General features: G+C 70.0%; 27 protein-coding genes and 1 tRNA gene. 16 read left to right on the top strand and 12 right to left on the bottom strand.

Translation table 11 applies throughout. The features are described from left to right. Positions 1–33: 33 nt before the first annotated feature. Together ABGB05_RS17545 and ABGB05_RS17540 are read right to left on the bottom strand one after the other, a co-directional pair. Positions 34–1,050, bottom strand: coding sequence for a hypothetical protein (locus tag ABGB05_RS17545; RefSeq protein ID WP_347654487.1), 1,017 nt, complete (start codon positions 1,048–1,050; stop codon positions 34–36). Beyond that, positions 1,047–1,415, bottom strand: a complete 369-nt coding sequence (locus ABGB05_RS17540; protein ID WP_347654486.1) for a GntR family transcriptional regulator — start codon at positions 1,413–1,415, stop codon at positions 1,047–1,049. Before ABGB05_RS17540 ends, ABGB05_RS17545 begins: the two co-directional genes overlap by 4 nt. A 303-nt stretch (positions 1,416–1,718) precedes the next feature. Here ABGB05_RS17540 and ABGB05_RS17535 point away from each other — a divergent pair, with 303 nt between their 5' ends. From ABGB05_RS17535 to ABGB05_RS17515, 5 genes are all read left to right on the top strand, one after another. Further along, the gene (locus tag ABGB05_RS17535) at positions 1,719–2,507 is read left to right on the top strand and encodes an AAC(3) family N-acetyltransferase (RefSeq protein ID WP_347654485.1); all 789 of its coding nucleotides are present in this window, start codon (positions 1,719–1,721) and stop codon (positions 2,505–2,507) included. A 269-nt stretch (positions 2,508–2,776) separates the two neighbouring features. After that, entirely contained in the window at positions 2,777–3,469 is a 693-nt protein-coding gene (locus tag ABGB05_RS17530) for a YbaB/EbfC family nucleoid-associated protein (protein WP_347654484.1), read from the top strand. Between the two features lies 1 nt (position 3,470). Then, positions 3,471–3,809 carry a hypothetical protein gene (locus ABGB05_RS17525; RefSeq protein WP_347654483.1) on the top strand — a complete coding sequence of 113 codons (339 nt, stop codon included), beginning with the start codon at positions 3,471–3,473 and terminating at the stop codon, positions 3,807–3,809. A 24-nt stretch (positions 3,810–3,833) separates the two neighbouring features. Further along, complete coding sequence (locus tag ABGB05_RS17520) at positions 3,834–4,601, top strand: hypothetical protein (protein ID WP_347654482.1); 768 nt, start codon at positions 3,834–3,836, stop codon at positions 4,599–4,601. 10 nt (positions 4,602–4,611) lie between these two features. Continuing rightward, the gene (locus tag ABGB05_RS17515) at positions 4,612–5,736 is read left to right on the top strand and encodes a S8 family serine peptidase (protein ID WP_347654481.1); all 1,125 of its coding nucleotides are present in this window, start codon (positions 4,612–4,614) and stop codon (positions 5,734–5,736) included. Between the two features lie 109 nt (positions 5,737–5,845). Here ABGB05_RS17515 and ABGB05_RS17510 read toward each other — a convergent pair whose 3' ends face one another. After that, positions 5,846–6,112, bottom strand: a complete 267-nt coding sequence (locus ABGB05_RS17510; RefSeq protein ID WP_347654480.1) for a hypothetical protein — start codon at positions 6,110–6,112, stop codon at positions 5,846–5,848. Between the two features lie 151 nt (positions 6,113–6,263). Between ABGB05_RS17510 and ABGB05_RS17505 the strand changes: the two genes are divergently transcribed. The 3 genes from ABGB05_RS17505 (at position 6,264) to ABGB05_RS17495 (ending at position 7,690) form a co-directional block, all read left to right on the top strand. Further along, positions 6,264–6,461 (top strand): winged helix-turn-helix domain-containing protein, encoded by a 198-nt coding sequence (locus tag ABGB05_RS17505; RefSeq protein WP_347654479.1) that lies wholly within the window; start codon positions 6,264–6,266, stop codon positions 6,459–6,461. Positions 6,462–6,557: 96 nt separating this feature from the next. Continuing rightward, a complete protein-coding gene (locus ABGB05_RS17500; protein WP_347654478.1) occupies positions 6,558–7,112 on the top strand; it encodes a GNAT family protein in 555 nt (184 codons plus the stop codon). 26 nt (positions 7,113–7,138) lie between these two features. Next, positions 7,139–7,690 carry a hypothetical protein gene (locus tag ABGB05_RS17495; protein WP_347654477.1) on the top strand — a complete coding sequence of 184 codons (552 nt, stop codon included), beginning with the start codon at positions 7,139–7,141 and terminating at the stop codon, positions 7,688–7,690. 31 nt (positions 7,691–7,721) lie between these two features. On the opposite strand, the gene ABGB05_RS17490 is transcribed toward ABGB05_RS17495, so the two are convergent. Together ABGB05_RS17490 and ABGB05_RS17485 are read right to left on the bottom strand one after the other, a co-directional pair. Next, positions 7,722–8,525 (bottom strand): DinB family protein, encoded by an 804-nt coding sequence (locus ABGB05_RS17490; protein ID WP_347654476.1) that lies wholly within the window; start codon positions 8,523–8,525, stop codon positions 7,722–7,724. Between the two features lie 128 nt (positions 8,526–8,653). After that, positions 8,654–9,217 carry a DinB family protein gene (locus ABGB05_RS17485; protein ID WP_347654475.1) on the bottom strand — a complete coding sequence of 188 codons (564 nt, stop codon included), beginning with the start codon at positions 9,215–9,217 and terminating at the stop codon, positions 8,654–8,656. Positions 9,218–9,353: 136 nt separating this feature from the next. On the opposite strand from ABGB05_RS17485, the gene ABGB05_RS17480 reads away from it, so the two are divergent. Further along, positions 9,354–9,803: a maleylpyruvate isomerase N-terminal domain-containing protein gene (locus ABGB05_RS17480; RefSeq protein ID WP_347654474.1), complete on the top strand. Its 450-nt coding sequence runs from the start codon at positions 9,354–9,356 to the stop codon at positions 9,801–9,803. Between the two features lie 51 nt (positions 9,804–9,854). Here the strand turns inward: ABGB05_RS17480 and ABGB05_RS17475 are convergent, their stop codons facing one another. Further along, entirely contained in the window at positions 9,855–10,658 is an 804-nt protein-coding gene (locus ABGB05_RS17475; RefSeq protein WP_347654473.1) for a DedA family protein, read from the bottom strand. A gap of 156 nt (positions 10,659–10,814) precedes the next feature. On the opposite strand from ABGB05_RS17475, the gene ABGB05_RS17470 reads away from it, so the two are divergent. After that, positions 10,815–11,264 carry a protein phosphatase gene (locus tag ABGB05_RS17470; RefSeq protein WP_347654472.1) on the top strand — a complete coding sequence of 150 codons (450 nt, stop codon included), beginning with the start codon at positions 10,815–10,817 and terminating at the stop codon, positions 11,262–11,264. Positions 11,265–11,282: 18 nt separating this feature from the next. Here ABGB05_RS17470 and helR read toward each other — a convergent pair whose 3' ends face one another. The 3 genes from helR to ABGB05_RS17455 form a co-directional block, all read right to left on the bottom strand. Beyond that, positions 11,283–13,436 (bottom strand): RNA polymerase recycling motor ATPase HelR, encoded by a 2,154-nt coding sequence (gene helR, locus ABGB05_RS17465; RefSeq protein ID WP_347654471.1) that lies wholly within the window; start codon positions 13,434–13,436, stop codon positions 11,283–11,285. 422 nt (positions 13,437–13,858) lie between these two features. Next, positions 13,859–14,851, bottom strand: coding sequence for a DUF4331 family protein (locus ABGB05_RS17460; RefSeq protein ID WP_347654470.1), 993 nt, complete (start codon positions 14,849–14,851; stop codon positions 13,859–13,861). A gap of 79 nt (positions 14,852–14,930) precedes the next feature. Beyond that, complete coding sequence (locus tag ABGB05_RS17455) at positions 14,931–15,962, bottom strand: hypothetical protein (protein ID WP_347654469.1); 1,032 nt, start codon at positions 15,960–15,962, stop codon at positions 14,931–14,933. A gap of 217 nt (positions 15,963–16,179) precedes the next feature. Between ABGB05_RS17455 and ABGB05_RS17450 the strand changes: the two genes are divergently transcribed. From ABGB05_RS17450 to ABGB05_RS17440, 3 genes are all read left to right on the top strand, one after another. Then, positions 16,180–17,211 carry a hypothetical protein gene (locus ABGB05_RS17450; protein ID WP_347654468.1) on the top strand — a complete coding sequence of 344 codons (1,032 nt, stop codon included), beginning with the start codon at positions 16,180–16,182 and terminating at the stop codon, positions 17,209–17,211. A 44-nt stretch (positions 17,212–17,255) separates the two neighbouring features. Continuing rightward, complete coding sequence (locus ABGB05_RS17445; RefSeq protein ID WP_347654467.1) at positions 17,256–17,957, top strand: HAD-IA family hydrolase; 702 nt, start codon at positions 17,256–17,258, stop codon at positions 17,955–17,957. Between the two features lie 107 nt (positions 17,958–18,064). Next, positions 18,065–18,925, top strand: a complete 861-nt coding sequence (locus tag ABGB05_RS17440; RefSeq protein ID WP_347654466.1) for a GNAT family N-acetyltransferase — start codon at positions 18,065–18,067, stop codon at positions 18,923–18,925. A 396-nt stretch (positions 18,926–19,321) separates the two neighbouring features. On the opposite strand, the gene ABGB05_RS17435 is transcribed toward ABGB05_RS17440, so the two are convergent. Together ABGB05_RS17435 and ABGB05_RS17430 are read right to left on the bottom strand one after the other, a co-directional pair. After that, complete coding sequence (locus ABGB05_RS17435) at positions 19,322–20,527, bottom strand: IS110 family transposase (RefSeq protein WP_347654465.1); 1,206 nt, start codon at positions 20,525–20,527, stop codon at positions 19,322–19,324. Positions 20,528–20,750: 223 nt separating this feature from the next. Beyond that, a complete protein-coding gene (locus tag ABGB05_RS17430; protein ID WP_347654464.1) occupies positions 20,751–21,095 on the bottom strand; it encodes a DUF6225 family protein in 345 nt (114 codons plus the stop codon). A 547-nt stretch (positions 21,096–21,642) separates the two neighbouring features. Between ABGB05_RS17430 and ABGB05_RS17425 the strand changes: the two genes are divergently transcribed. Both ABGB05_RS17425 and ABGB05_RS17420 read left to right on the top strand, forming a co-directional pair. Next, complete coding sequence (locus ABGB05_RS17425; protein ID WP_347654463.1) at positions 21,643–22,152, top strand: SigE family RNA polymerase sigma factor; 510 nt, start codon at positions 21,643–21,645, stop codon at positions 22,150–22,152. Then, positions 22,149–23,552: a hypothetical protein gene (locus tag ABGB05_RS17420; RefSeq protein ID WP_347654462.1), complete on the top strand. Its 1,404-nt coding sequence runs from the start codon at positions 22,149–22,151 to the stop codon at positions 23,550–23,552. Before ABGB05_RS17425 ends, ABGB05_RS17420 begins: the two co-directional genes overlap by 4 nt. A gap of 500 nt (positions 23,553–24,052) precedes the next feature. Here the strand turns inward: ABGB05_RS17420 and ABGB05_RS17415 are convergent. Then, positions 24,053–24,126 (bottom strand) — tRNA-Gly (locus tag ABGB05_RS17415). Between the two features lie 217 nt (positions 24,127–24,343). On the opposite strand from ABGB05_RS17415, the gene ABGB05_RS17410 reads away from it, so the two are divergent. Next, complete coding sequence (locus ABGB05_RS17410; protein ID WP_347654461.1) at positions 24,344–25,369, top strand: zinc metalloprotease; 1,026 nt, start codon at positions 24,344–24,346, stop codon at positions 25,367–25,369. The last annotated feature ends 24 nt before the right edge of the window (positions 25,370–25,393 follow it).

Here is a 25,393-nt window from a genome sequence, read left to right as displayed (position 1 = left end):
CCCCCGACGCGTTGTCCCCGGGACGGTGGTGCCTCAGCCAGCGGTGAGCTGGGCGCGCAGGGTGTTGACGGTGCTGACCGCCGTGGGGACGTCGCGGCAGGTGACGAAGCGACGGCTGCCGTCGGTGAGCTGTAGGGCCAGCACCTGGCCGGGCAGCAGCGGCAGCGTCCGGTCGGTCGCGCCGCGCAGCATTCCCCTGGTAAGCCAGGTCGCCGCATCCAGCTGAGCCTCCTCCGCTGTGGTGATGGCGGTCAGCGGCAGTCGCCACCGGTACAGACCGAAGGTGAGCCGGACCCCTCGGGCGTCGATGGCGAGACGGTAGCGGGTGAACGGGAGCAGGACGGGAGCGGTCACTGTCGGCGCCAGTCCCGCCCAGCCGGGCAGGCCCACGAAGGGCACCAGCACGGCAGCAAGGAGGACACCGGAGAGGGCGAGTCCGACCGTCGCCCATACGACCGGGCGTAGCGAGCGCGACTCCCACCAGAGCAGCCGCTCGCCGTTGCCCGCGGCGGCTCGCTGGGCGGGATCGGCCGGCTGTGTCGCCTCGACGATCGTCGCAGCGGGGTCTGCCGGCTGCGCCGGCAGGCGGCCGGCCAGCAGGATCGCCACGACAGCTGACAGGACGGCGACCGCGGCCGGCACCGCCATGGTGGCCACGAAGTAGCTCCAGGACATACGTACGTCGGCGGCGGTAGCCGCATCGAGCGCTGCCGCCAGCACCATCAGCAGGATCGTCACCGCCGCACCGACGACGGCGGCGACCGCGGCCTGGACACCGGCACGTAGCCAGTGCCGGGGGATCCGGGGCAGCCTGCCGGCGGCCAGGAAGGCGACGATGCCGGTGATCCAGGCGGCGAGGGCCACTCCGATCAGAATCCCGATCAGTGTGTTGACCGGGATCGTCGTTTCCATCGGCCGGTCGCCGACTCCGCCCTGATTGGGCAGATGCTCCGGCAGGCGCCCCCGCCACGCCGTTGTCAGGGTTGTCGTTCCGGCGAGCAGGGCCCCCGGCAGGAGCCCCATGCCGGCAATCCACCGTGCTGTCCTCATCCGCCTGCCTCCTTCGCATACTGCTGGCGCACCAGGGCGACCACCTCGTCCAGGCCGACACCGGCCCGCCGCGCGTCGCTGACCAGGTGCCGTGCCCACTCGATCACCTGCGCCCGCTCCCGGGGCACCGCACCGGTCACCACCGCACCACGACCGCGTCGCAGCTCGATCAGCCCGTCGTCACGCAGTGCCGCGTACGCCCGCAGAACCGTGTGCATGTTCACGCCCAACGTGTCGGCAAGCTCCCGGGCCGCCGGCAGGCGATCACCGTGCCGCAATGCGCCCTCGGCCAATGCGCGGCGCACGTTGGCCGCGATCTGCTCGGCCAACGGAGTCCCGCTCTCCGGCACCACACTGAACAACATGTTCGCATACTACTAGAACAACAGGAGCAATCGTCAACCGTCCGGCGGCACGGTAACGGGCGGTATGCTGCGCGAGTCCGGCATGCCGCTGCCGGAAATCCGCCGCTATACACCGGACTGGTCCGCCTGGGCGTCGGTACGGAGGCCGAACGACTCGCCCTGATGCGGGTGCACCGTGAGCGGGCGCTCCCGCAGATCGCCCAGCTCACCCGCTGCCTCGACCTGGTCAACTACAAGGTCGGGGTGCACGAGGACGCGATCGGGGCAGCCGCTCCCTGAGGTGCCACGCCTACACTCCGTCGGATGGACCAGGCCGCCCCGCACACCGTCCGATCCCTGGCCTCCGAGCTGGGCGCGCTCGGCGTCGCCCGGGGTGACGTACTGCTGCTGCACTCGTCGTACCGGAGTCTCGGGTTCGTGGCCGGCGGCGTCCAGGCGGTGGTGCAGGCGTTCCTGGAGGTGCTCGGGCCGGCGGGGACGCTTGTCGTACCGACCCACACCCCCGACAACACGGACCCGGCCGGCTGGCAACGCCCGCCGGTCCCCGAGTCGTGGTGGCCGGTGATCCGCGCGCAGACCCCCGGCTTCGACCCGGCACAAACGCCGAGCCGGTGGATGGGCATCATCGCCGAGGTGGTCCGCACCTGGCCGGGTGCGCTGCGCAGCTCGCACCCGCAGGTCTCGTTCGCCGCGCTGGGCGCGCAGGCGGCGGAGATCCTGGCCGATCACCGGCTCGACGACGGGTTGGGCGAGACCTCACCCCTCGGCGCGGTCCACCGGCTCGACGGCCGGGTGCTGCTGCTCGGCTGCGGCCACGACTCGAACACGTCGCTGCACCTGGCCGAGTACCGGCAGGAGTCGCCGCCCCGGGCGACCACCGGCGCGTCGATCCTGGAGCCGGACGGCACCAGCCGGTGGACGGAGTGGGTCGACGTGGACACCCACGAGGAGGTCTTCGAACGGCTCGGCGCGGATTTCGAGGCATCCGGCCGGGTCACGGTCGGCCCGGTCGGCAACGCGGACGCCCGGCTGATGTCGCAGCGAACGCTGGTCGGCTTCGCCACCACCTGGATGGTCACCAACCGCCGATAAGTGGCGCACCCCCTGACCTGCGGCTTGTCGACGCCGTCCACAACGGAAGGTCGATGCCCCGGAACAACCGGGCAGACCGGGGTGGTGGCCGAGGGATATTGTCTCTGACTGTCCAGACAGACGGTCGTCAGTCGACTATGAACGAACACGGACAGGCAGACCACGGGAGGCTTGATGCTGCTGAGCGAAACCGGAAGAGTGGCAACCACACTCCGGCGACCGGAGTCCAGCGGGACCACCACGGCCCGCGCCGAACACCTGACGGCCCGATGATGATGTTCGGCCGGGACACCGACTCCGACCCGATCGAGGAGCTGACCCGACTCTCCGGCGAGCTGCGGGCCTTCCGACGCACCCTGGCGTCCGCCACCCGTACGGACACCCGCCACCAGGGTCGGGACGGGACCGGGTTGGTCACGCTGGTCGCCAACGGAGCCGGGCAGGTGCGATCCGTCGAGATCAACCCGGACTGGTTCGCGGGACGCGGGACGGTCGACCTGGGCCCGGCGTTGCTCGAGGCGTACCAGGCGGCGATGACCGAGGCCATGACCGCCAGCGTCGAGCGGATCGACCGTGCCGAGGAAGAGGAAGCGCTGCGGCAGCTCTCCTCCCGGGGCGAGCCGTCGACCTACAGCCCGCCACCGTACGTCCGCAGTAACCCGAGGCCGACCTTCAAGGACGTGTGGGCGGCGCTGCGCGAACTCGAGGAACGGCAGTACGAGCGGGAGTACCAGCGCAGCCGGCGGCTGACCGGACGCTCCACCGACGAGCGGGTGGTGACCGGCCCGTCCCGCCTCGCCGACATCACCGTACGCGGAACGGACGTCACCGGAATCACGGTGAGTAGTTCGGTGGGCCGCAGCCGGGCCCGCGACCTCGCGCAGGACATCGTACTGGCCCTCCGGCCGCTCTACTCCGACTCCGCCGCAGCCGGCGGGCTGGACGACGGAAAGGTGGTGTGACGTGCCGGAAGACAAGTCGGAGATCCGGGTTGTCCGAGATGCCTTCGACATCGAGTCGGAGAAGTGGACGGGGCTCGCGAAGGACATGGCGGGGCTCAAGACGACGGCGAGCGGGCTCGACCTCTCGGCGCTCGCGTTCTTCTGCGGTAACCCGCTGACCGCGAAGCAACTGGGCGACGCCTACACCGACATCCACGAACTCATCAAGACCCTGATGGCCGCGGGGGAGGAGGAGTTCCACGAGCTCTCCCGAGCCCTGATCATCGCTCGCGACCTGTACGACGGTAGCGACCGGACCTCCGCGTCCGACTTCGTCAAGATCTACGGAGAACACCAGTGATCTGTCGACCCATGGGAGTGGTGAATGGCCCCCGGCGCTGAAGGCACCCCCGAGGGCGCGCTCGAGGCAGCCCGGACGAAGCTCGACAGTGAGCTGAACCGGGTCACCACCGAGCACGCGAACCTCGTGAACAAAATCAACTCGGTCCTCACCACCGCCACCTTCGTCTCCCCGCTGGCCGGCTGGCTGTTCAGCCGGAAGGTCCAGGGTCGGATGGACGAGCTGAGCGAGAACATCGCGGAGGTGCTGAAGCAGGTCCGCAAGTTCCTGGAGTCCTCGACACCGGTCTTCTCGCTGATCTACGTGGGTACCAGCTGGAATCAGCAGATCCTGCCGGAGCTGAGCGGCATGCCCGGCATCGCCAGGGACGCCAAGGCGAACGCGCTGCACGCCTGGAGCGGCAACGCGAGCGAGGCCTACCAGGAGAAGCGCTGGGGTCAGCGGGACGCGCTCGAAGGCCTCAGCGGCGTCGTCAAGGACACCTCCCAGTGGCTGGTCGACGTCGCGGCACTCAACACCCACTTTCTCGTCGACATCACCACGCCGGTGATCGACATTGTCGAGGCCATCGTCGAGGCGATCATCGAGATCGCCACGGTGTTCGGCGTCCTAGAGGCCATCGACACGATCGCGGCGGCGATCGCCGACGCCCTCGGGGCGATCCTCGAACTCGCCCAGAAGGCCACCCAGCACGCGGTCGACAGCGTCAGCAAGCTGAACGAGGCCCGGATCATCCTGAACGACAACACGAAGTTCCCCGGCGGTAACTGGCCGCAGGCGGTCAACCGGTAGGGACGAGCTGATGAGCATCCAACGTGGGGTCCGCATCCGTATCGCGGCGGCGCTGCTCACCGCGGCCACGCTGCCGTTCGTGGCGGCCGGACCGGCAGCGGCGGCGCCACCGCGTGACCAGCAGTGGTACCTCGACCGAATCGGCGTACCCGAGGCGCAGACCGTCGCGCGGGGCGACGGGGTGCTGGTCGGCATGTTCCTGGCCTCCGTCGACACCAGTCGCCCCGAACTCGCCGGCCGGATTCGCCCCAACAAGTACGTCCGGGCGAACGGTACGGTCGACGACCGCCCGGAGAGCGCCGTCAGCACCGCCGGCCGGGAGCGCGACACCGGACTGGCGGGGCTGGTCGCCGCAGCCGGAGGCGACGGTCCGCTCGGCGTGGCGCCGCGTGCCGAGATTCAGCCGATCAACGGGCCGATCGGTGAGGGCAGTGTCTCGGTCGCGCTGCGCTGGCTGGTCGACCAGGGCGCGAAGGTCATCGACATGTCCGGCGGGTTCACCGTCGACGACAACGTACGCGCCATCGACGGGATCCGGTACGCGGTGGCCAACGACGTCGTGGTCATCATGGACGCCGAGCACGCCGACCGGCTTGCCGAGCCGGCGACCACCGGCGTACTCGTCGTCGGCGGGGTGAACGAGGCGGGTGAACGGAACGGCCGGACGTCGTTCGGCAGCCGCATCGACCTCGCCGCGCCCGGCGCCACACTCGGGCTGGTCGGGCTGACCGACCCGGGCGCGAACGGTGGCTACGGTCCGATCACGGCCGCCGGCGACCAGCAGGCGTCGGCGATCGTGGCGGGTGTGGCGGCGCTCATCCGGTCCCGGTCTCCGGAGCTCAACGCCGCCTCGGTCGTCGACCGGCTGCTCCACACGGCCCGGGACGCCGGACCTGCCGGGCCGGACAGCAGCTTCGGGGCCGGAATCGTAGACGCCGGCGCCGCGGTCACCAGCGACCGGCCCGCCGTGACGGAGAATCCGCTGGGTGATCCCGGGCCGCCGGAGGGTGAGAGCCTGCTCGACCGAATCGGCGGCACCCTGACCGTTGTCGTCGCCAGCCTCTGCTGTCTCCTTGTGGTCGTCGTGGTGGTCGGACTGCTGATCCTGCTGCGGGTCAGGCGCCGCCGACGCTGAGCTGCCGTCAGGAGGAGGGCCCTTGCTGTCGCCTCCGGTAGCGGAAGGGCCCTCCCGATGCCCCTCGACGTTCCGTGAATGCTGCGCCGCCGACCACTCACCCCGCCCCTCACGGCGCGACGGATGGGCGGGCCCAGCCGAGGAAGCGGGCGAAGAGGGCAGCCGGGTCGGGTCCGGGTTGCGGATTGAGCCGGTACAGGTCGGCGCTGGCGGCGAAGAGCGCCGAGCCGAGATAGATGTGCAGGGCGACCCGGTTGTCACGGTAGTCGTGCAGCAGGGTCAGCCGGGCGGTGGCACACGGCCACGGGTGCCCGCACCGGCGGCAGCACCAGAGCGGGCGCAGCGGCAGGTGGGGTGCGGTTCCGCCGAGGTTCATCGGGGTGGCCGGTTGGCCCGGGCAGCCTGGCCGAGCGTGCTAGTCCTACTCGTCCAGAACGTCTAGGACGTACCTGATGACCAGGGCGGCGTCTAGGTCGTCCTTACCGTAAACCCCATGATCAACCCCATGTCACCCACACCGTTTGTACGTGCAGCTCGCCGATCTACTCGAAAAGAAGATCGAGAAGGGTGAACTGGCGCCGGGACAACTCCTCCCGAGCGAAATCCATCTCCGCCAGGAGTACGGCGTCGCCCGTGGCACGGTTCGTTCGGCGGTGGCGCTGCTCCGCGACCGCGGACTGGTCGTGACGTTGCCGCAGCGCGGCACGTACGTCCGGCAGTCCTGATTCGGCAGGCATCCGTCGCCGCTCGTCTGGCCCGCTCCGACCTCGACTGGAAAGATCATCCGGAGTTGGTGCCGGTCGAGGATAACGGGGAGCCCGATGTACGCGATACCGCTCGGCGACGACCACGCCGAACTGCGCCCGCTCGAGCCGTGGCAGGCCGAGGAGTTCCTGGCCCACATCGACCGGGGCCGCGACCACATCGGACAGTACGTCCCACTGCCCGACCGGGTCTCGGACCTGGCGTCGGCCCGGTCGTTCCTCCAGGCGTACGCGGACAAGGCGGCCGCCGACACCGGCCGGCTCTGCGGCATCTGGGCGGACGGCACGCTGGTCGGCGGGGTGCTCTTCCGGAGGTTCGACGTGGCGACCGGTTACGCCGAGGCGGGCTGCTGGCTGGAACCGTCGGCGGTCGGGCGCCGACTGGTCACCCGGGCGGTACGCGTCCTGATCGACTGGGCGGTCGAGACCCGTGGCATCCACCGGATCGAGTGGCAGGTGGCGTCGGAGAACACACCGAGCATCGCGGTCGCCCGACGCCTCGGGATGACCCGGGACGGCGTACTCCGGGAAGCTGTCGCATACCGCGGGGTGCGGCAGGACATCGAGGTCTGGTCGGTGCTCGCGCCGGAGTGGCGGGCGGCCCGGCCGTAACACTGAGCAGCGGTGAGGATCCCACGATGACCGAAGAGGCTCTCAAGCCCGCCGAGCTGGTACCGGTCGAGGGCGGGACGTGGGGCGGGCTGCTGTTCGACAACCCGGGCATCGGGTTGGCGCCGGCTCTGACCTGGAGCTTCCGGTTTCCGTTCCAGGAGGTCTCCAGGGAGTACGGGAAGAGCCGGATCTTCGTGGACGTCGACTGGTTACCGCTGCCCGGAGCGGATTGGCGTGCCATGGCCGGGCAGGTTGTCCGCGGGGTCGGCGAACCCGCCGAGGCGAGTGTCTACTTCTTCGAACACCACCAGTACGACCTGATCGACCTGGAGATCGTCGAACAGCACGGGCCCCGGCTCCACGTCCGGACCACGCTCTCCGGTGACCTCGACGACCTGGGCATCGACCCGGTCACCGCCGACGCCTGGCTGGACTTTCGCAGCATCACCGTCTCGCTCGGCGACACGGCGTCGGTCGGGGCGGCACTCGCCCGACTCCGGTCCTTCACCCCGACCGACGGGTTGCTGCCCTCGCCGGTGTGGAACGGACCTTCGTACCGCTTCGTACCAGGAGACTGAGGCGCTCGGGACCCCATCACCGGCGACGGGACTACTCGCGCGCCTCCAGCGCGGCAAGATCACGCTCGGCGAACATGCGGTGCTCCCACTCCTCGTTGAGGACGACCGACAGGCACTTGCGTACCGGATAGCTGTCCGGCTTCGGCCAGCCGGGCGCCTCGACCGGCGTGGTGTGGCCGGCCAACGCCTCGTCGGTCAGGTCGTCGAGCAGCCGGCGCACCGTCGCCCTCCGGTCCCGGCGAAGCTCCAGCACCTCGTCGAGCGAGGGGCGGGCCTCCCGGTCCTGCGGCACCCCTGGCGTCTCGGGCATCTCGTCCCACGGCAGGCCCAGCGGGTGCCACGGTGCCGGATCACCGAGAATCGCCCGGTTCACCCAGCAGTCGGTGGCGAACACCAGGTGCCGCAGCGTCTCGATGAACGACCACTCCCCGTCGACCGACTCGTGCAGCAGCTCGGGACGGAGCCGGCGGGCCCGGTCGACGGTCCCGTCCCAGAGCCGTTCCAGGACGTCCCACGCCTCGCGGAAGCCGGCCGGGTCGGTCGGACGCATCTTGGCCCGGTCCGGATAGCGCCGGTTCAACTCGGCGTCGACAAGCGGGCCGATGTCGACGCCGTTGACCGTCACGTTCTCGATATCACCGTCGATCTCCACGTCGACCAGCTCGACGCCACGCATCACCACCTGACGCAGGAACGCGTCGCGAATCTGCACACCGGCCAGGTCGACGGAGCGGAACCGCGTGTTGTTGAGGTCGACGCGCTCGAACCGTGAGTCACGGAGGTCGACGTGCTCGAACCGGGAACCGCTGAGGTCGGCGCGGACATATTCGGCCATGGGGCGAACGCTACCGCCGGGGACCGACAATCCACGTCGGCCCCGGGCTGGACGACGACGGACCGCAGCCACGGGGAGTCACGGAAGCCACGTGCGTTTCCGCAGCTCGATCGTCGGTCACCGAAGAGTCATGGTCGGCGCGGTACGACTCCGTCCTGCCAGCGGTAGAGGTCGCGCAGCAGGGAAATCTCGGCGCCGTGATGGATCAACTCCCTGTTGACGTGCAGGACGATGACCTCCATGGGACGCCGCTCGGGACCCACCGTGGGTGGATTCTCCAGGTCGGCGTCCGAGAGTTCGCGGACCCCCGCGTTCCATCTCCCATACATCTCATCGAGCTGTTTCAGCGCCTCGTCAGCGGTTCCCGCGTAGGCGAACGTCTGGGAGTCGACGTCCTGGCCGCCGAAGTGCCATCCGACCCGATAGCCCAGGCACGAGACGATGATGTGCGCCAGCCGCCAGGCGATCGTGGTCACCGGCGCCGGCACCGGGTCAGGGGACGCGGAGTCCATCGTCCACGCTCCCGAACCTGCCGGCATCGGTGCGGCCGACGTGCCGCGTGGGCGGATGCTCCAACAGCCGCGCACCGGCTCCCAGAAGTACTCCTCGTCGGTAAGCCCGTCCAGCCGCGCCCGCAGGTTCTTGTGCCAGTACCAGTCCAGCTGGTCCGCGAGCCGCTCGCTTCTTGTCATTTCCGCACCCTACTCAGAGATGGCAGGCATCCTCATCTTCCGCCCCCGCGACGTACTCGGTCTGCCCGGCGAGATCGTGATCCCGGCGTCTCCCGGCTCGCCGGGACGGTGACGAACGTCGGCGAATACCATGGCGATGTCGTACGCGGCCCAGCTGGTCGCCCGCCCGACCAGCCGCTACGTCCGCTTCCTGGCCAACGCCGACGCCGATGCCGGCCCGGCGGAGATGCTGGAGTTCGTCCGCGCCGGCGGCGGCCTGCTCGCCGCCGCCGTCCGCACCACCCCGGCCCAGGTACGCGCCTACCACCCGTCCGGGATGGCCGACCCCGGAGGCTTCGCGGCGATGGGCTGTGTCGAGGTGCTCACCCACGGGCAGGACATCGCCGACGGGCTCGGCGTACGGCTCGACCCGCCCCGGGACATCTGCGCCCGGGTCCTCACGCGGTTGTTCCCGGACACCCCGGCCGAACTCCTCGACCTCGACCCGTGGACCGTGCTCCAGTGGTCCGTCGGACGTCTCGACCTGCCCGGACATCCCCGGCTGGAGAAGTGGCGCTGGCACGGCGCCCCGGTCGAAGAACGCTGACGGTCGCCGCCCCGGCACACTCCGCCACGCCGTACTCCGCGACGCCCGGTGTCACCGGTCGGTCCCGGTACGCCGAGGCGTGCCATACAGCGTGCCCCGTACGGCCGGGCGGGAGTGGGAGTCCGCCCGTGACCAGCTCGGTTCGGGCGCGTGGTCCGGGGCGGGCCCGTGCTCGGCCACCGACCGGTTCCGGCGTGCCCTGACCAGCCGGGAGCCGACGAAGTATCCGACCGCGAGGACACAGACCACGATGACCAGGTTCTGCAGCGTGCCCACGTACGACTCGACGGTGTGCCAGTTCTCGCCGAGCAGATAGCCGGCCAGCACGAACACGGTGTTCCAGATCGCGCTGCCGAGCGTGGTGTAGAGCAGGAACCGGGCGACAGGCATCCGTTCCACGCCGGCCGGAATCGAGATCAGGCTGCGGAAGATCGGAATCATCCGTCCGAAGAAGACCGCTTTCCCGCCGTGCCGGTGGAACCACGCCTCGGTCCGGTCCACGTCCTCCAGTTTCACCAGCGGCAGCCGCGCCACGATCGCCCGGATCCGGTCGCGACCGACGGCGACACCCACGTAGTACAGCAGCATGGCACCCACCACCGAGCCGAGCGTGGTCCAGGCGATGGCTCCGTACAGGTTCATCTTGCCCTGACTGGCGGTGAACCCGGCCAGCGGCAGGATCACCTCACTCGGGATCGGTGGGAACAGGTTCTCCAACGCCACCGCCAGGCCGGCGCCCGGGCCGCCGAGTCGCTCCACCAGATCGGTGACGTATCCGACCAGACCGCCGTCCGGCGACTCGGACTGCCCTGCCAACAATTCCACCTGGGTCGCGACAAGCGATGAACGGATCATGTTGGGAAGGCTAGGGAATCGCCGACCCGGCGACCATGAGGGCGACCGCCGGAATCATCCGCACCTCCGCAGTCCACCGGGTGCGGAAAACCGCACCCCCCACCGGTTCCTACGATCACGCCATCCTCCGACACCACTGACCGGGAGACTACGATCATGAATTCGTCCACCACCTGGGAACCCACCGCAGCCGGCGTCCTCCGTCTGCCCTCCGGCCGCCTGGTACGCGGTCGCGGCCTGCGTCGGCCCCTGCCCAGCGGTCCGTCGCCCACCTTCGGCGTGTACCTGCTGGGCCGCACGCCGCCGCCGGTCGAGTGGGAGAGCCGGTGGCTGCGCTGGCCCGACTTCTGGCTGCCCAGCGATCGCCCACAGGCCCGGGAGACGTTGCGGGAGACGTGGGAGGCCGCCGCCACCGGACGCGTCGAGATCGCCTGCGGTGGCGGCCGGGGTCGTACCGGCACCGCGCTGGCCTGCCTCGCCGTCCTCGACGGGGTGCCGCCGACCGAGGCGGTCTCGTACGTCCGGCAGCACTACGACAGGCATGCCGTCGAAACCCCCTGGCAGCGGCGGTACGTCCAAGGCTTCGCCGTCCCGGCCGCGCCGTGATCGCCTCCAGCACTCCGGTCAGGGTCGCCGGAGGATGACGAGTTGCCGGGTCGCCCGGGTCATCGCCACGTAGCGGTCGACCGCTCCCTCGACGCCCGCACCGAACGCCTCCGGGTCGACGAGCACCACCAGGTCGAACTCGAGCCCCTTCGACAGCTCCGGCGTCAACGACCGGACCCGGGCCGTCGCCGGGAAGGTGGGATCGCCGATGACGCAGGCGATCCCGTCGGCGTGCGCGGCCAGCCAGCTGTCGAGGATCCGATCCAGCTCAGACCTCGACCCGCGTACGACGGGAATCCCGCTCTCCCGGATGGAGGTCGGCACGTTGGCGTCCGGGAGCACGGCCCGGATCACCGGCTCGGCCTCCGCCATGACCTCCTTCGGGGTCCGGTAGTTGATGGTCAGCGAGGCCAGGTTGACCTGGTCGAGCCCGATCCGGGCCAGCCGTTCCGGCCAGGACTCGGTGAACCCGTGCCGGGCCTGGGCGCGGTCCCCGACGATGGTGAAACTCCGGGACGGGCAGCGCGCCAGCAGCATCTGCCACTGCGCGTCGGTGAGTTCCTGGGCCTCGTCCACGACGATGTGTGCGAACGGCCCGGCCAACCGGTCCGGGCTGGTGGCGGGCAGCGCGGAGTCGTCGACCAGGGCATCCTGGAAGTCCTCGCCGCGGAGCATCGTCACCAGGCCCATCCCGTACTCGTCGTCGACGGACGCGATCAGGTCGTCGACGACCCGGGTCATCCGCTCGCGTTCGGCGGCGACCGAGGCGGCGTGCCGGCGTTGCTGTCGGGACACCTCCGGGTCACCGAGCCGCTGCCGGGCCGCGTCCAGGAACGGCAGGTCGGAGACGGTCCAGGCGCGCGGGTCGTCGCGTCGCAACCGCCGGATCTCGTCGGGGCCGAGCCAGGGGGCGCACCTGCGCAGGTAGGCGGGGACCGACCAGAGGTCGCCGACCAGATCGGCCGCGTCGAGCAGCGGCCACGCGCGGTGGAACGCGGTACGCAGTTCCCGGTTCCGCAGCAGCGACCGGCGTACCAGGTCGTCCGGCTCGTCACCGTCGTACTTCTCCAACAGGATGGTGAGCAGTTCCTCCCAGACCTGGTCCCGGGCCTCGTTGTGCGGGGTGCCCGGTCCCGCCGCCCGGAACGCGTCGGCCCAGTCGTCGGCGCCGAGCCGGATCGCCGAATCGTCGACGCTTACCGTCATCCCGCTGGTCGGCGGCTCCTCGTAGAACCGGACGGCCGCCTCGACCGCCTTCACCAGGTCGGCCGACGACTTCAGCCGGGCCACCTCCGGGTCGGCCTCGACGGTCGCCGAGGACCCCTCGGCAACGAGGTCCCGCAGGGTGCAGGTCTGCACGTCCTCCTCGCCGAGGCTGGGCAGCACGTCGGCGACGTACGCCAGATAGGGCTGGTGCGGGCCGACGAAGAGCACGCCACCCCGACGGTGGCCGAGGCGGGGGTCGGAGTAGAGCAGGTACGCGGTGCGGTGCAGTGCGACGACGGTCTTGCCGGTACCCGGTCCGCCGTCGACGACCAGCGCGCCTCGGGAACTCGCCCGGATGATGGCGTCCTGGTCGGCCTGGATGGTGCCGAGCACGTCCCGCATCCGGGCCGACCGGTTGCCGCCGAGGCTGGCGATGAAGGCGGACTGGTCGTCGAGGGCGGCGTGCCCGGCCAGCCCGTCCGGGTTGAAGACCTCGTCCCAGTAGTCGGTGATCCGGCCACGGGTCCAGCGGTACCTGCGCCGGCTCACCAGTCCGGCGGGGTGGGCGTGGGTCGCCGCGAAGAACGGCTCGGCCGCCGGGGTTCGCCAGTCGACCAGGAGCCGACGCCCGGTGCTGTCGGTGAGACCGAGTCGTCCGACGTACACGGGTTCGGGGTCGTCGGCGAAAACCATGTGTCCGAGACACAGGTCCAGCCCGAAGCGGCGCAGGGCCCGCAGTCGGGCGGTCAGCCGGTGGATCTCCTGGTCGCGGTCCAGCGCCGCCTGACCGATGCCGCCCGCCGCCCTACGCGTGGTGTCGAGACGGTCGGTCAGGTCGGAGATCGTCTGTTCGAGACTCTCCGCGATGGCCGCGAAGTGCCGCTCGTCGCGGGCGATCAGCGTCGGGTCGGCCTTGGCGGCGAGGTGGTCGGGCAGCGCGAAGGCACGTGTCGTCGGGAAGGTCAATTCATCGTTCCGATCCGGGTCGCTGTCGGTGATCGCGTACGGCGAAGCAAATCCGCCCTGTCCGCGATCGCATTCAGCGCATCCCATTTCCGCAGGTGCTGGCCTCGGCCGGCAATTCTGCGGCATTACCCGGGCCTTGCCGCAAGCCCCCGGGTCGGCTATATTCTGAAAATGGAAAGAGGCAGTTGGCCGTTTTTCCACCGATCCGGTTGACGGACATCCCTCCTCGTGACACCCTTCCCCGCGACATCACGCGTCGACACAGGGTGTCCGGCGACATCTCGAGAGCCGGTCGACCGGCGCACGGCGGACGAGTCGACGGCTGACGGGCGTACCCGATCAGGCGGAACCACGACGGTGGCCGGCCCGCCGATCGGCGCGGGATCGCGGGACGCCAGCGGTCCGCACCGGCCACCCGGAGGTCACGGCATCGGGTTGGGCGGCCCGAGGTAGGGGAAGTGCAGCAACAGATCGTCGTGCGGACGCAGCCCGCTCGGCGGCACCTTGCCGTTGGTCAGCCAGGCGAAGCGGTAGCTGAAGACGTCGTCGACGAGCGCCCGACCGTTCGGGTACGCGGCCGGTTGGGTCCGGTCGTAGCGGAGGATGTCGGGAAGGCACTGCAGCGCGGTCCGCTTGGCCTCCTCCGGCGAATAGCCGGCCTTCTCCAACATCTGTGACCACGGGCCCAGGTAGTTGGCCACGTCGTCGGCCGGCTGCCGGGAGTTGTACCGGTTCTTCTCCCCGTCCGGATTGACGAACGGGTTTATGGTCGGGTTTCCACCCCGGTCCATCTGCTCCAGCGTGCCGTCGTCGCGGCGCCGGCTGATCGACGCCCACACCCCGATCTCCGGACCGCCGAGCAGGTCGAAGGGTACGTCCAGCGCGATCGAGTCGACGTTGTTGCCGGCGAAGTCGTCGTGGCCCGTCCACTTCATGCCGTGCAGGGCGCCCTCGACGTCGGCGAAGAACGGGTCGCTGCGCAGCCCGACGAAGAGCCGGATCGGCCCCGGTTCCTCGATGAGGACCGGCTGCACGGTGCCGTCGAAGCTGACCGGGAACGACTCGGCGATCACCCGGCCGGCGGGTTCGGGCTGGCGGGCGTCGGCTCCGGTGCCGTACCAGGCGGTCCCGGTCTGGCTACCGTTGTGGTACTCGGAGAACGTGAAGGTGAAGGCGACGTCGGCGTGGGCGTCCCCGTCGGTGTCGATGTTGATCCGGTAGACCGCGCTGGGACAGAACTCCGGCCCGGTGGTGGCCGGAGGGATCGGAGGCGGCGCCACCGTCGGGTTCGCGTCGATGATCAGGATCGTCCGGTCGGGGTCCTCCATCGAGGCGAAGGCGTACACGTCGGTCAGCTCAAGACGGCGGTCGTCGCCGGGAAACCCCAGGTTGTCGGCGCTGAAGTGGTTGGACACGATGCTCCTCGACGGTCACGGGCGGGGTTCCGGCCAGCCGCTGCGTACGCCGCCTGCTCGGCCTGTTCACGACCGGACGCTAGTGAGGGCGAGGGCCCACCCACCGGCGATTCGTGGAGTCATGCCCGACCGGGTGAAGACTCCCGTCAAGCAGATCCCACTGCCCGCCGAACCATCGCCGCAGTGACGCCGCCAGGTGCCGGTGGTTTCCGGCCCACACGTCGTCGAAGACGAACAGTTGCTGGTAGCCGTAGTTGTCGTGAACGTGGAACACCGCCTGGGCGAGATGTTCGGCCACGGCGATCCGGCCGAGGCCCGGCCGCCGGGTGCCGAGCGGGCCGGGCAGCTCGTCGAGCCCGGCGACGTCGGCCAGGACCGCGCGGGTGATCCGGTACGCCTCGGGCTGGTCCCCGTCGAGCCCGGCGACGTCGAGATACTGGTCGTCCCACGCCGCCCACCGGTTCACCGTCCGCAGCGCCTCCTCCAGGTCGTCGTCCGGGCCGATCGCGGCCCTCAGCAGGACAAGCTCGTCCAGCCACCCCTCGGTCACCTCGGTCGTCCGGAGGTGCCGGGCGAAGTCGGGCAGCCGGACGCCGGGAAACCGGACCACCTCGGCCTGCGTCTCCCAGTCCACGTCCCCCAGCAGCGACATGACGACTGTCGTCACCGGCTCGGCACCGCCCGGCCCGTCCGCCTCGTCGGGCAGCGGCCAGTCCTCCTGTACGGCATAGGCGAGTCGGTCCGGGTACGCGGCGAGCAGCCGACGGTCGAGGAAGAAGTACGCCAGCGGGACCTCGTCGTCGTCCGTGCACGCCCGCACGCCGAGGTCGTCGACAACGACCTCACCCTCGACGTACAGATGCTGTTCGAGCAGCTCCCGGAGATGTTCCGTGGACGTCGGGGCCGGAAGACCGTGCTCGGTCGCCGCTCTGAAGATGCTGTCGAGACCGTAGACGTCAACACCCAGCTCGTGCCGCAGCCAGGTGTCGGGGTCGGCGGCCACCTCTTTCCAGGCACGGCGGAACCAGTCGAGCACCGTGGCGTCCGGGAGCCAGCGCACGTGCTTGCCGAGCACACCCTCGTACGGGGAGCGGTACACGAAGCAGATCACGGCCACCATGATGCGGCAGGGCCGAGTCGTCCGAAGATCCGAGTTCGTGGACGGCCGCAGGGAAACAGGATCGGCTCCCGCCAGCCGAGCTACGTAGCATGGCCGTGTGTCAGCAGCCGCCGGCGGTTTCCGTTCTGTACGCGACATACGCCGGCCGCCCGCAGGGGTGGAAATCGACTTCGGCGCCGGGCCGCGCCGGCTGACTCCTGGTACAACGGTGCTCGACCTGACGCCGGCCGGTGGCCTCGTACCGACGGACGGTCCGGTCGACTGGACCCAACTCGACAAACTGCCGTACTGCCGCACGGTGGAGTGGTCCGGACCGGATCGCGGCATCGTCGAAGCCGTCGGCGCCCACCCCGGCATCCGCTTCCTCTACTGGAGTGAGGCCGCCGGCGACCTCGACCTCCGCGCGACGCGACTGGGCACCGTACGGTTGGAGGGCGCCGCGCTCGGCAGCGTCCGACTTCCGTCGTCGATCGACACCGTGCTGCTGCGTAGACCGCCGGCCAACCTCCGGGTCGAGGCCCCCGACGACGGCGCCCGGCTGGAACTGCGACTGTTCCAGTACGGGCCGGACGTCGTCATACCCAGCGGGCTGCACCGTACGCCCAAGGTCTGGCTCTGGGTCGGTGGGGCGGTCTCCGCAGGGGTACTCACCCCGCTGTCCGGCCTGGCGCAACTGACGCTCACCTTCGACGCCGGGCCGGGAGCCATCACCGACCTTTCCGACCTGCGGCAGCACCACGGACTGCACACCCTGCAACTCGATGACGCGTACGGCCTGGAGCCCGACGTACTGCCCGACCTGCCGCAGCTTCGTCAGCTTGTGCTGAACGGCACGCGCCGGAGCACCGCGACGGCACTGCGGCGTAGGTACCGACCCGGCCCGGTCGAACTGTCGGTCAACGGCGCGAAGTCGGAAGCCTGGTTGGCCGCGTATCTCGACAATCCGTTCCGGGACTGGGTTGAGGACTCCCGTGCGTTCGGGGAAGCGGCCTGCAAGGCGTACCTGCGGGCCTGGCGGGCGGTCGAGGCGATCGACCCGGAGGCGCCGGACGCTCCCGCCGCCGGTGAGCGGGCGCTCCGCACCCTCGTGGCCGATCTCAACACCATCGACGCCCGGTACGGCCTGATCGACACGCTCTACCGCGATCAGGTAGGGGATGTCTTCCTGGCCCTCGCCGAACGCCTGCGCATCCCCGAAGCCCTCGCGAACAGATGGTTCGACAATGATCGCCGCTTCTGATCTCCAGCGCTGACCTCGGGGAACGTGTTTGGGATACTGCCGCCGTGACGGTCAAGGCGCTCATCTTCGACTTCGACGGCCTGCTGATGGACACCGAGACCACCCTGCTGGAGAGCTGGCGCTGGGAATGGCGACGGCACGGCCTGGAACTCGACCCGCAGGGGTTCTTCGCCGACCACGGCGGCGACGCGAACGGGCCGCGGTACGCCGCGCTCGCCGCGGCGGTCGGACCCGGGTACGAACGCGAGTCCAGTCACGCCCTGCGGATGGCGTACCGGGCGGAGTTGAACGCGGCACTGGAGCCGGCGCCGGGCATCGTCGAGTGGCTGGACCGGGCCGCGGAGCTGGGCCTGCGGTTGGCGGTGGCGAGCAGTTCCCCGGTGGGTCACGTGGGCACGATGCTGGATCGGGTCGGGTTACGTACCCGGTTCGAGGTGCTGGCGACCGGCGAGGAAGTGGTGGCGCACAAGCCGGATCCGGCCGTGTACCTGGTGGCGCTGGAGCGACTCGGACTGCCGGAGGAGGAGGCAATCGCGTTCGAGGACACCGCGCACGGCGTGGCGGCGGCGCACGCGGCCGGGCTGCGCTGCGTGGCGGTACCGAACCCGTACGCGGACAGGGCACGCTTCACCGCCGCGGACCTGCTGCTCACCAGCGCCGCGGACCTGACCCTGGACGCGGTCCTGGCGAAGCTGACCCGCCGTGCGGCCGTCAGCCTGATGCACCGCGTCACCGATCAGGGTTGACAGCTCGGGGCCGCTGCGGCAATCTTGCAGCCGACCACGCGCCCGGCGTGGGCGCTCTGCATGAGGGAATGACGCCTGTGATCCAGGTAGGCCGAGCGGCCGCCTGAGTGTCGACCACGCGACGAGCGATCGGCGCGCGGCTTCGTCACGGTGAGCGGCCCAACGATTCTTCCGCCCACCGCAGCTTCCCTCATGTATCGAGGTCTACGTTGATCATGGATGCCCGCATCCAGCAGTCCGTCGTCGCCAACCTGTGCAACCGACCCGCCCCCGTAGAGGTGGGGCCGTTCGTGTTTGGGTTGGATCCGACAACAACCAGTCCCCACATCAACTACGCCACGCCGCGTCCCGGTACCGCCGTCACCGAGGCCGACGTCACCGCCCTGGTCGCAGCCTTCCGCGCCGCTGGTCGCAAACCCCGCCTGGAGTACGTCACCAGTTGCGCCCCCGGCCTGGAGGTACTTCTGACCGCCGCCGGCTTCACCGTGGAAGCCCGACACACCTACCTGCTCTGCACACCCGACACGTTGAGGACACCACCCACGCCCGACCGGCTCGATCTGCACGAACCGGCCACCGATCCCCAGCGTGCGGCGCTGATCAGCGCGCAGAACGAAGCCTTCGGCGGCGACCCGGTGGCCACCGAGGCCGACGTAACTCGGCTTCGGCGCATGCAGGGCAACGGAGGCGTGGCCGTGATGGCCCTCACCGACGACGGCACCTGCGCGGGCGGTGGCGGGGCGGTTCCACCCGCCGACGCGGTGAGCGAGGTCGCCGGCATCGCCGTCCGTACGCCGTACCGCGGTCGCGGAGTGGCGGGTGCGATCACCGCCGAGATAACCAGACGGTTGTTCACGGCAGGCGCGGAGGCCGCCTGGCTGGAGGCCTCCGGCGAGGATTCGTGGCGGGTGTATCAGCGCGTCGGTTACCAACCCGCTGGTGAACGGCTCTACATCGCCCTGCCCTGAGGTCCCGGCACAGGATTCGGGCTGAGATCCGCTGACCAGGCTGCGGCCGGTCACGGACGCCCGCTCACCGCCATGTGAGCGGGGGACACGGCGAAGGCGAGAAAGCGCACGACGGAACGACGGAACTCGACAAGGGCGAAGGCCCAGGATCGGAGAGACTCCTCTCTGACCTGGGCCTCAGCCCGTGAAGGGGCGCCGGCCGGACCTGCACTGTCACTGTCACTCTGGGGCCGGTTCGACCTACAAGATCAGCAATCAGGCCGGCGCACCGCACGTGCAGATCGCACCATCCGGCGCGCTCACCGGAACCGATGTCACCGCTGGATCGGGCGAGGTTCGGGCACGGTGAGCGATCACACGCCCTGGTCCGACGGGGGGGGTGTCCCTATGGGTTTGTCAAGCCGCGAGGCGGGGCTCGTCCGCTGGTTTCGGCTGGTAGGGGGACTTGGTGCGCAGCATGGCGTGGAGGACGTCGACGCGGCGGCGGGCGAGGCAGATGAGGGCGGCGTTGTGTTTCTTGCCTTCGGCCCGTTTCCGGTCGTAGTAGGTGCGGCTGGCAGGGTCGGCCAGAGCGGCGAACGCGGACAGGAAGAACGCGCGTTTGAGCTGCTTGTTGCCGCCCTTTGGTGGGTGCTCGCCGCGGATGCTGGTACCCGAGCGGCGGGTGACCGGCGCCAGGCCGGCGTAGGCGGCGAGGTGGCCGGAGGTGGGGAAGGCGGTGCCGTCGCCGACTTCGAGCAGAATGCGGGCTGCGGTCCTGACGCCGATGCCGGGCATCGAGGTCAGGACCCCGGCAAGAGGGTGCGCATCAAGCATCTCTTCGACTTGGCCGGCGAGCTGGTCACGCTGGCGCAGCAGGTCACGCAGGCTGTCGGCCAGGCGGGGCAGGACGGTCTCAGCGGCTGTGGTGCCGGGCACGATCACGGTCTGCGCGTCGAGCGCGGCGAGGATCTGCTCGACCAGGCGGGTACCCATCCGAGGTGCGCGGGCCTTGACGATTTCGAGGAGTTTCGCCCGGCCGGCCTTGCGCAGCCCGGCCGGTCCGCCGCACCGCGACAGCAACTCCAGGACTGCCTTGTGCTGCACGTTCGGGCCGAGGACCCGTTCCAGCGGCGGGTGGATCTGGGTGAGCAGTCCACGAATCCGGTTGGCGACCCGGGTGACCTCACCGGCGAGGTCGTCGTCGAAGCCGACCAGGACTTCCAACTCGGCCAGGGCCTCGTCGCCGGTGTCGACCCGTCGCAGCGTGTGAGGCAGGGTCCGGGCGGCATCCGCGATCACGTACGCGTCTCGGGCATCGGTCTTGGCCGTGCCGGGATGCAGGTCGGCCAGCCGACGCATGACCAGACCCGGCAGGTAGGCCACCTGATGCCCACACGCGCGCGCGACGGCCACGGGCAGCGCGCCGATCGAGGCGGGCTGGTCGACCACGACCAGGATCAGGCCGTGCCGGCCGAGCTTGTCGAACAGCTTGCGCAGTCCCGCCTCGGTGTTGGGCAGCGTGGCGTCATGCAGCCGCTTACCATCGCGGCTCAGCGCGACCGCGTGGTGTCCCTCTTTGCCGACGTCGAGTCCCACGAAGACGCCGAACCCGTCGCGCATCCCTCGCCTCCCTTCCATGCGGTGGCCTCGGCCGCCGGGTCTGAGCGTCGGACTGCCGGCATCCACGTTACGAAGAGACCAACCCCAGGCGGGGCGGCCGGGTCCCTATCAGCGGTCCGCCGACGCCACCCGACCCGGCGACAACACCCCCCGGATCATCCGTACGACAGGGGCAGTAAGTCATACCGGGCCGGGCGACCGAGGAGTCCCCGGCTGGGGACGATCAAAAAGGTAACGGGACGGTGCCGAAGTCGTCCCCAGGTGCTGAGCTCACGGGTCGCACATACCAGTCAGAGGAATAGTCCACCCGGATGACCAACTCATCCGACCAGAGGTGTTCGCCATCGTCGACGATGGCGTCGGTGACGACGAACTGGTCATTGCCCCACGGGTCGGGATGATCAGAGCTCGGGCCGTAAGCGACCTCTGCCCTCAACACCATGTCGTCCGGGAGCCCGTCGAGCGCGGCACGTAGCTGTCCGACAGTCCATCTGTCCACGTCGTGTCGGTACCGCTCGATGGGCCCGTCCCACCTTGGTTCCGACGACGGAAGGTCCCTGCTCGACACGAAACGAACCTACCTGAGACACCTCCTGGACAACATCGTCGAGCACACCTCGACGGCAGACGAACTGGTCCTCATCGCCACGGCGGCCCGCACGTGGGCCACTGGGAGCGCGCCTACCCGAACCCGACGCCGATGGCCGTGGTCCAGACGATGCACGGCGTCGTTGACCTGGCGACTCGGGCCTAGAATCACCCGGACCGATTCGCCGAGATCGGGAAGACGGTACGCACGGTGCCTGACGCTCGCCGAAGGCAGAGGACATGACCACGCAGACCCACCCCGTCGACCACGAGCTGGTCCAGACCGCAGCCGAGGTCGCACGCGCTGTTCCGCCACCCGGCCCCCGGCACCCTCAGTGCCCTCGGCATCGAGCATGAGCAGCCGGTCATCTCCTCCTGAGACGTCGGGTTGTGACGGCAGTCGTCGGCGCTGCAGCCACCCTGATCCGGGAGCCGCAGGCTCTCCACCGTAGATACCTCGCCTCCGATCTCAACTTTTCTGCGACTGCCCGGGTCGTAACGGATAGCCGAGACGAGACGGAGGCCGGATGCCCGGCGATGACGACGGATTCAGGGAGTTCGTCGATGCGCGGTACATGGATCTGCTTCGCATCGCCTATCTGCTGACCGGCTCGGCCCACGAAGCCGAAGACCTGCTCCAGGGCTCGCTGGTCAAGGTGATGCGCCGGTGGAAGCGGGTCGACGATCCAATGGCCTATCTGCGGCGGGTGATGGTCAACCAGCACATCAGCCTGTGGCACCGGTACCGGCGTCGGGAGGTGACAACCGCGACGCCGCCGGACCGATCCCTGGGCGACATCGCGGAGGGGGTGGCCCAGCGCCAGGCCCTCGACGCCGCGCTGCGGTCACTGTCGCGCCGTACCCGGGCGGTGGTCGTGCTGCGCTACGTGGCCGACCTGCCGGAGGCGGAGGTCGCCGCCGCCCTGGGCTGCTCGATCGGCACGGTGAAGAGTCAGGCGTCGCGCGGCCTGGCCCGGCTGCGGGTCGTGCTGAGCCCGGTCGACCAATCAGCGAAAACAGTGGGGAGAGACGCGTGACGATCGACGACCTGGTCGGACGTTCCCTGACCGAGATGACCGACGGGCTGCGACCGCAACCCGATCCGTACGGCCGGGTGCGGGCCCGCTTCCAGCGGAGCCGGCGCCGGCGTCGCGCCGCGGTGGGGCTCTGCGCGGCCGCCGCGCTGTCGGTGACCGGCGCGACGGTCATCGGGCCCAGTCGCGGTGGCGACCTGTCGGCGACCGAGCCCGAGCCGGGTTGGCAGTCGATGCTCAGGTGGGCCGAACGGCTGGCGGAATCCCCGCCGCGCGGGGCGGTGGGGGCGGACAGCGTCTTCGTCGCCGACCTCGCGGACCGGATCGCGGAGCGGCAGCGAGCGGGAGGCTACCGGGTGAAGGCACCCGTACGTCACATCAAGGTGCTCTTTGTTGACGACGTCGGCCCACGGCGGATCGCCCTGGTCGCGTTCGCGCTCGCCCAGCCGGACACCTCCACCCAGTGGCCCAACGCACACGCCTGGCTCGTTGCACCAAGGGGAGCCAGCGCGGCGGCCCTCGTCGCCACGTCGAGCCACCAGACGGGCGACGGGCTGGAGCCCCTCATGAGCATCACCGTGCCCAGCGAGGGCGTGGAGCCGGTCGAGCCGATCTCGATTGCCATCGCCCCCACCGGCTGCGAGTTCGCCAGTGCCCCCCTGCCAGAGGCCACCGCCTGGCAGCCGGAACCCACCGGCTCCTACATCGTGCGCACGCAGCAGACCCAGCGCCCCGAGTGGTGGCAGGTTACCTGTGACGGTGTGGTGCGGGCGTCCCAACCGGCACCGGGCAGCCTCGTCAGCGGCCCTCTCACAGACGCACAACTCGACCAGGCCGTCGGCAGTGTCCGCGGGACCTTCGACCGGGAGCTGTCCCGGGCGGCCATCGCGGACATGGCCGGCGGGAACGGGTACGCGATCAAGGCGCTGCCGCAGGTGATCTGGAACGGCCGCACCGTCGGCACCGAAGCGGACCTCAACGGACCGTTCGACGGTCGCGCCGTGGTCTCGGCCGCGCCGGCCGTACGCGGCGGGTGGCTGGGCGAGGTGAAAATCGTGTACGACCGCCCGGATGGCGGGGGCGCGACGGGAACCGGGCAATCCTTCACAACGGACACCGATCCGACCGATCCGTCCTCGGTACTCGCGGTGCGGCTGGGACAGGACACCTCGACGGTACTGGTCGTCACGCCGGCCGACGCTGCCACGCTGCGGGTCCTCGACCCAGACGGTGAGACGGTCGCCGAGGCACCGGTACGCGACGCCGGTGTGGTGATGACGGTCGCGCAGCCCGCCGGGGTCACGATCGAGGCGCTGGATGCGGGTGGCGCCGTGATCGGGCGGGGCGGGGTTGCCGAGCAGGGCGGTCGCATCGGCAGCGTCGACCGCTGGGGCGAGCGGTGAGAGAGCTGGTCAGCGGAACCGCACGGGTTGGTCCCTGGCACGAGGCCGGGATCCGCCGCAGGACTGGGCCGGCGATGACGTCATCGTGTCACCGGACGGTAGCCGGCTTACTGGCCTATCACGCGCTGGTAGCGATTCGCTCGCTGACGGGGCAGCCATGACGGGACCCGGAAACGGCTTTCACCGAAGAACACACCATCCCCTCCCCGTTCCGCCGCAGATACCTCGAGCCCTACGCGAGGGCGGTTCGCACGTGGGGCTACCCGACGGAACCGAGGTCATCGACACCACGCACCTCACGCCCGCCCAGGGCGCCCTGCAGATCGCAAAGGTTGTCCAGGGTTGAGGGGCCCGCCTACCGATCCGGCCGGCCACAGGACGGAGGCACGGAAGGGCACGCGGAACCGGAGGGGCACGCAGGGGGCACGACGGCCGGACAGTGATCCACAAAAGCGAAGGCCCAGGATCGGAGATTGCTCTCTGACCTGGGCCTCAGCTTGTGGAGCGGGTGACGGGAATCGAACCCGCACTGTCAGCTTGGGAAGCTGATGTTCTGCCATTGAACTACACCCGCGAGCGGCCCCCACTGTACCTGGTTGACGGCGTTCGCGCACTCACCGGGGCCGGCTCCGGCGTGGCTGCGGACAAGCTGTCCGTTGGTGACAGGTCTGCCGAAACCACGCCGGAAGTGGTCGTTTGTAAAGGTCAGGTCCACGGGTAACGTCCGCCCCACTTGCAACAGTGGCACTCAGTTGTCATATGGCCACTGTGCGGAGGCAAAGGGTGAGGCAATGGCGTTGCACACACATCGACGGTCGGTACGCCTGCTCGGCGTCACGACCGCCGCGCTCGTACTCCTGCTCGGTTCCACGGCGGTGCCGGTGGCCCCTGCGGCCGCGTCCGGTCGCCCCGGTGGCTCAGCCGCCTTGGGCGGCACGGCAGCCGGCACCAACGACTCCGACTGCGGCGACCCGCAGGTCGGCCACGCTACCGCGAAGGCACGCCCCGGCAGCCCGTACGCGGTCGAGCCGAACGTGCTCACTCCAGCCGAGGCGGCCGAGCGGGACCGGGACCTGGACGCGACGTACGCCGAGCAGGTGGGAATCGCCCCGCCCGCCCTGCACCAGACCATCCGGACCACGATCGACGTGGTCTTCCACGTCGTGATGGAGGACCGCACCCGGGCCGGCGGCAACATCCCGCAGTCGATGATCGAGGCGCAGCTCAAGGTCCTGAACGACTCCTTCGCCGGCCGGACCGGTGGCGCCTCGACACCGTTCCGGTTCCGGTTGAAGAAGGTGAACCGGGTGGTCAGGCCGGCCTGGTACCCGATCGTCTCGGAGAGTCCGGCCGAGGTGCAGATGAAGCGGGCGCTGCGGGTCGGCGGCAAGGAGACCCTGAACATCTACACCGGGCTGCTCGCCGACGACCTGCTGGGCTGGGCGACCTTCCCGGAGCGGAAGCTGGACCCGTACGACGGGGTGGTGATCCTCGCCGAGTCGCTGCCCGGCGGTACGGAGAAGTCGTACAACGAAGGCGACACCGCCACCCACGAGGTGGGGCACTGGCTGAACCTCTACCACACCTTCCAGCAGGGCTGTGTCGGCCGGGGTGACGACGTCGACGACACCCCGGCCGAGGCGGAACCGGGCTTCGGCTGCCCGGTGGGCCGGGACAGCTGCCCGACCCGGTGGGGCCGCGACCCGGTCCACAACTTCATGGACTATTCGGTCGACTCGTGCATGCGCGAGTTCACCGTCGGGCAGATGTTCCGGATGTTGAAGGCCTGGATGGCGTACCGCGTGCCGCGCCACTGACCACCGGTGCGCGGCTCGCGGTCA

It is taken from the genome of Plantactinospora sp. B5E13, from assembly GCF_039871775.1.
Lineage (GTDB): Bacteria > Actinomycetota > Actinomycetes > Mycobacteriales > Micromonosporaceae > Plantactinospora.
This window is presented reverse-complemented; position numbering and strand designations above follow the sequence as displayed.

Coding starts and splice junctions, on each gene's coding strand:
- ABGB05_RS17545 (WP_347654487.1), bottom strand. CDS start 1,050: ATGAGGACAGCACGGTGGATTGCCGGCATGGGGCTCCTGCCGGGGGCC.
- ABGB05_RS17540 (WP_347654486.1), bottom strand. CDS start 1,415: ATGTTGTTCAGTGTGGTGCCGGAGAGCGGGACTCCGTTGGCCGAGCAG.
- ABGB05_RS17535 (WP_347654485.1), top strand. CDS start 1,719: ATGGACCAGGCCGCCCCGCACACCGTCCGATCCCTGGCCTCCGAGCTG.
- ABGB05_RS17530 (WP_347654484.1), top strand. CDS start 2,777: ATGATGATGTTCGGCCGGGACACCGACTCCGACCCGATCGAGGAGCTG.
- ABGB05_RS17520 (WP_347654482.1), top strand. CDS start 3,834: ATGGCCCCCGGCGCTGAAGGCACCCCCGAGGGCGCGCTCGAGGCAGCC.
- ABGB05_RS17515 (WP_347654481.1), top strand. CDS start 4,612: ATGAGCATCCAACGTGGGGTCCGCATCCGTATCGCGGCGGCGCTGCTC.
- ABGB05_RS17510 (WP_347654480.1), bottom strand. CDS start 6,112: ATGAACCTCGGCGGAACCGCACCCCACCTGCCGCTGCGCCCGCTCTGG.
- ABGB05_RS17500 (WP_347654478.1), top strand. CDS start 6,558: ATGTACGCGATACCGCTCGGCGACGACCACGCCGAACTGCGCCCGCTC.
- ABGB05_RS17495 (WP_347654477.1), top strand. CDS start 7,139: ATGACCGAAGAGGCTCTCAAGCCCGCCGAGCTGGTACCGGTCGAGGGC.
- ABGB05_RS17490 (WP_347654476.1), bottom strand. CDS start 8,525: ATGGCCGAATATGTCCGCGCCGACCTCAGCGGTTCCCGGTTCGAGCAC.
- ABGB05_RS17485 (WP_347654475.1), bottom strand. CDS start 9,217: ATGACAAGAAGCGAGCGGCTCGCGGACCAGCTGGACTGGTACTGGCAC.
- ABGB05_RS17480 (WP_347654474.1), top strand. CDS start 9,354: ATGTCGTACGCGGCCCAGCTGGTCGCCCGCCCGACCAGCCGCTACGTC.
- ABGB05_RS17475 (WP_347654473.1), bottom strand. CDS start 10,658: ATGATCCGTTCATCGCTTGTCGCGACCCAGGTGGAATTGTTGGCAGGG.
- ABGB05_RS17470 (WP_347654472.1), top strand. CDS start 10,815: ATGAATTCGTCCACCACCTGGGAACCCACCGCAGCCGGCGTCCTCCGT.
- ABGB05_RS17435 (WP_347654465.1), bottom strand. CDS start 20,527: ATGCGCGACGGGTTCGGCGTCTTCGTGGGACTCGACGTCGGCAAAGAG.
- ABGB05_RS17425 (WP_347654463.1), top strand. CDS start 21,643: ATGCCCGGCGATGACGACGGATTCAGGGAGTTCGTCGATGCGCGGTAC.
- ABGB05_RS17410 (WP_347654461.1), top strand. CDS start 24,344: ATGGCGTTGCACACACATCGACGGTCGGTACGCCTGCTCGGCGTCACG.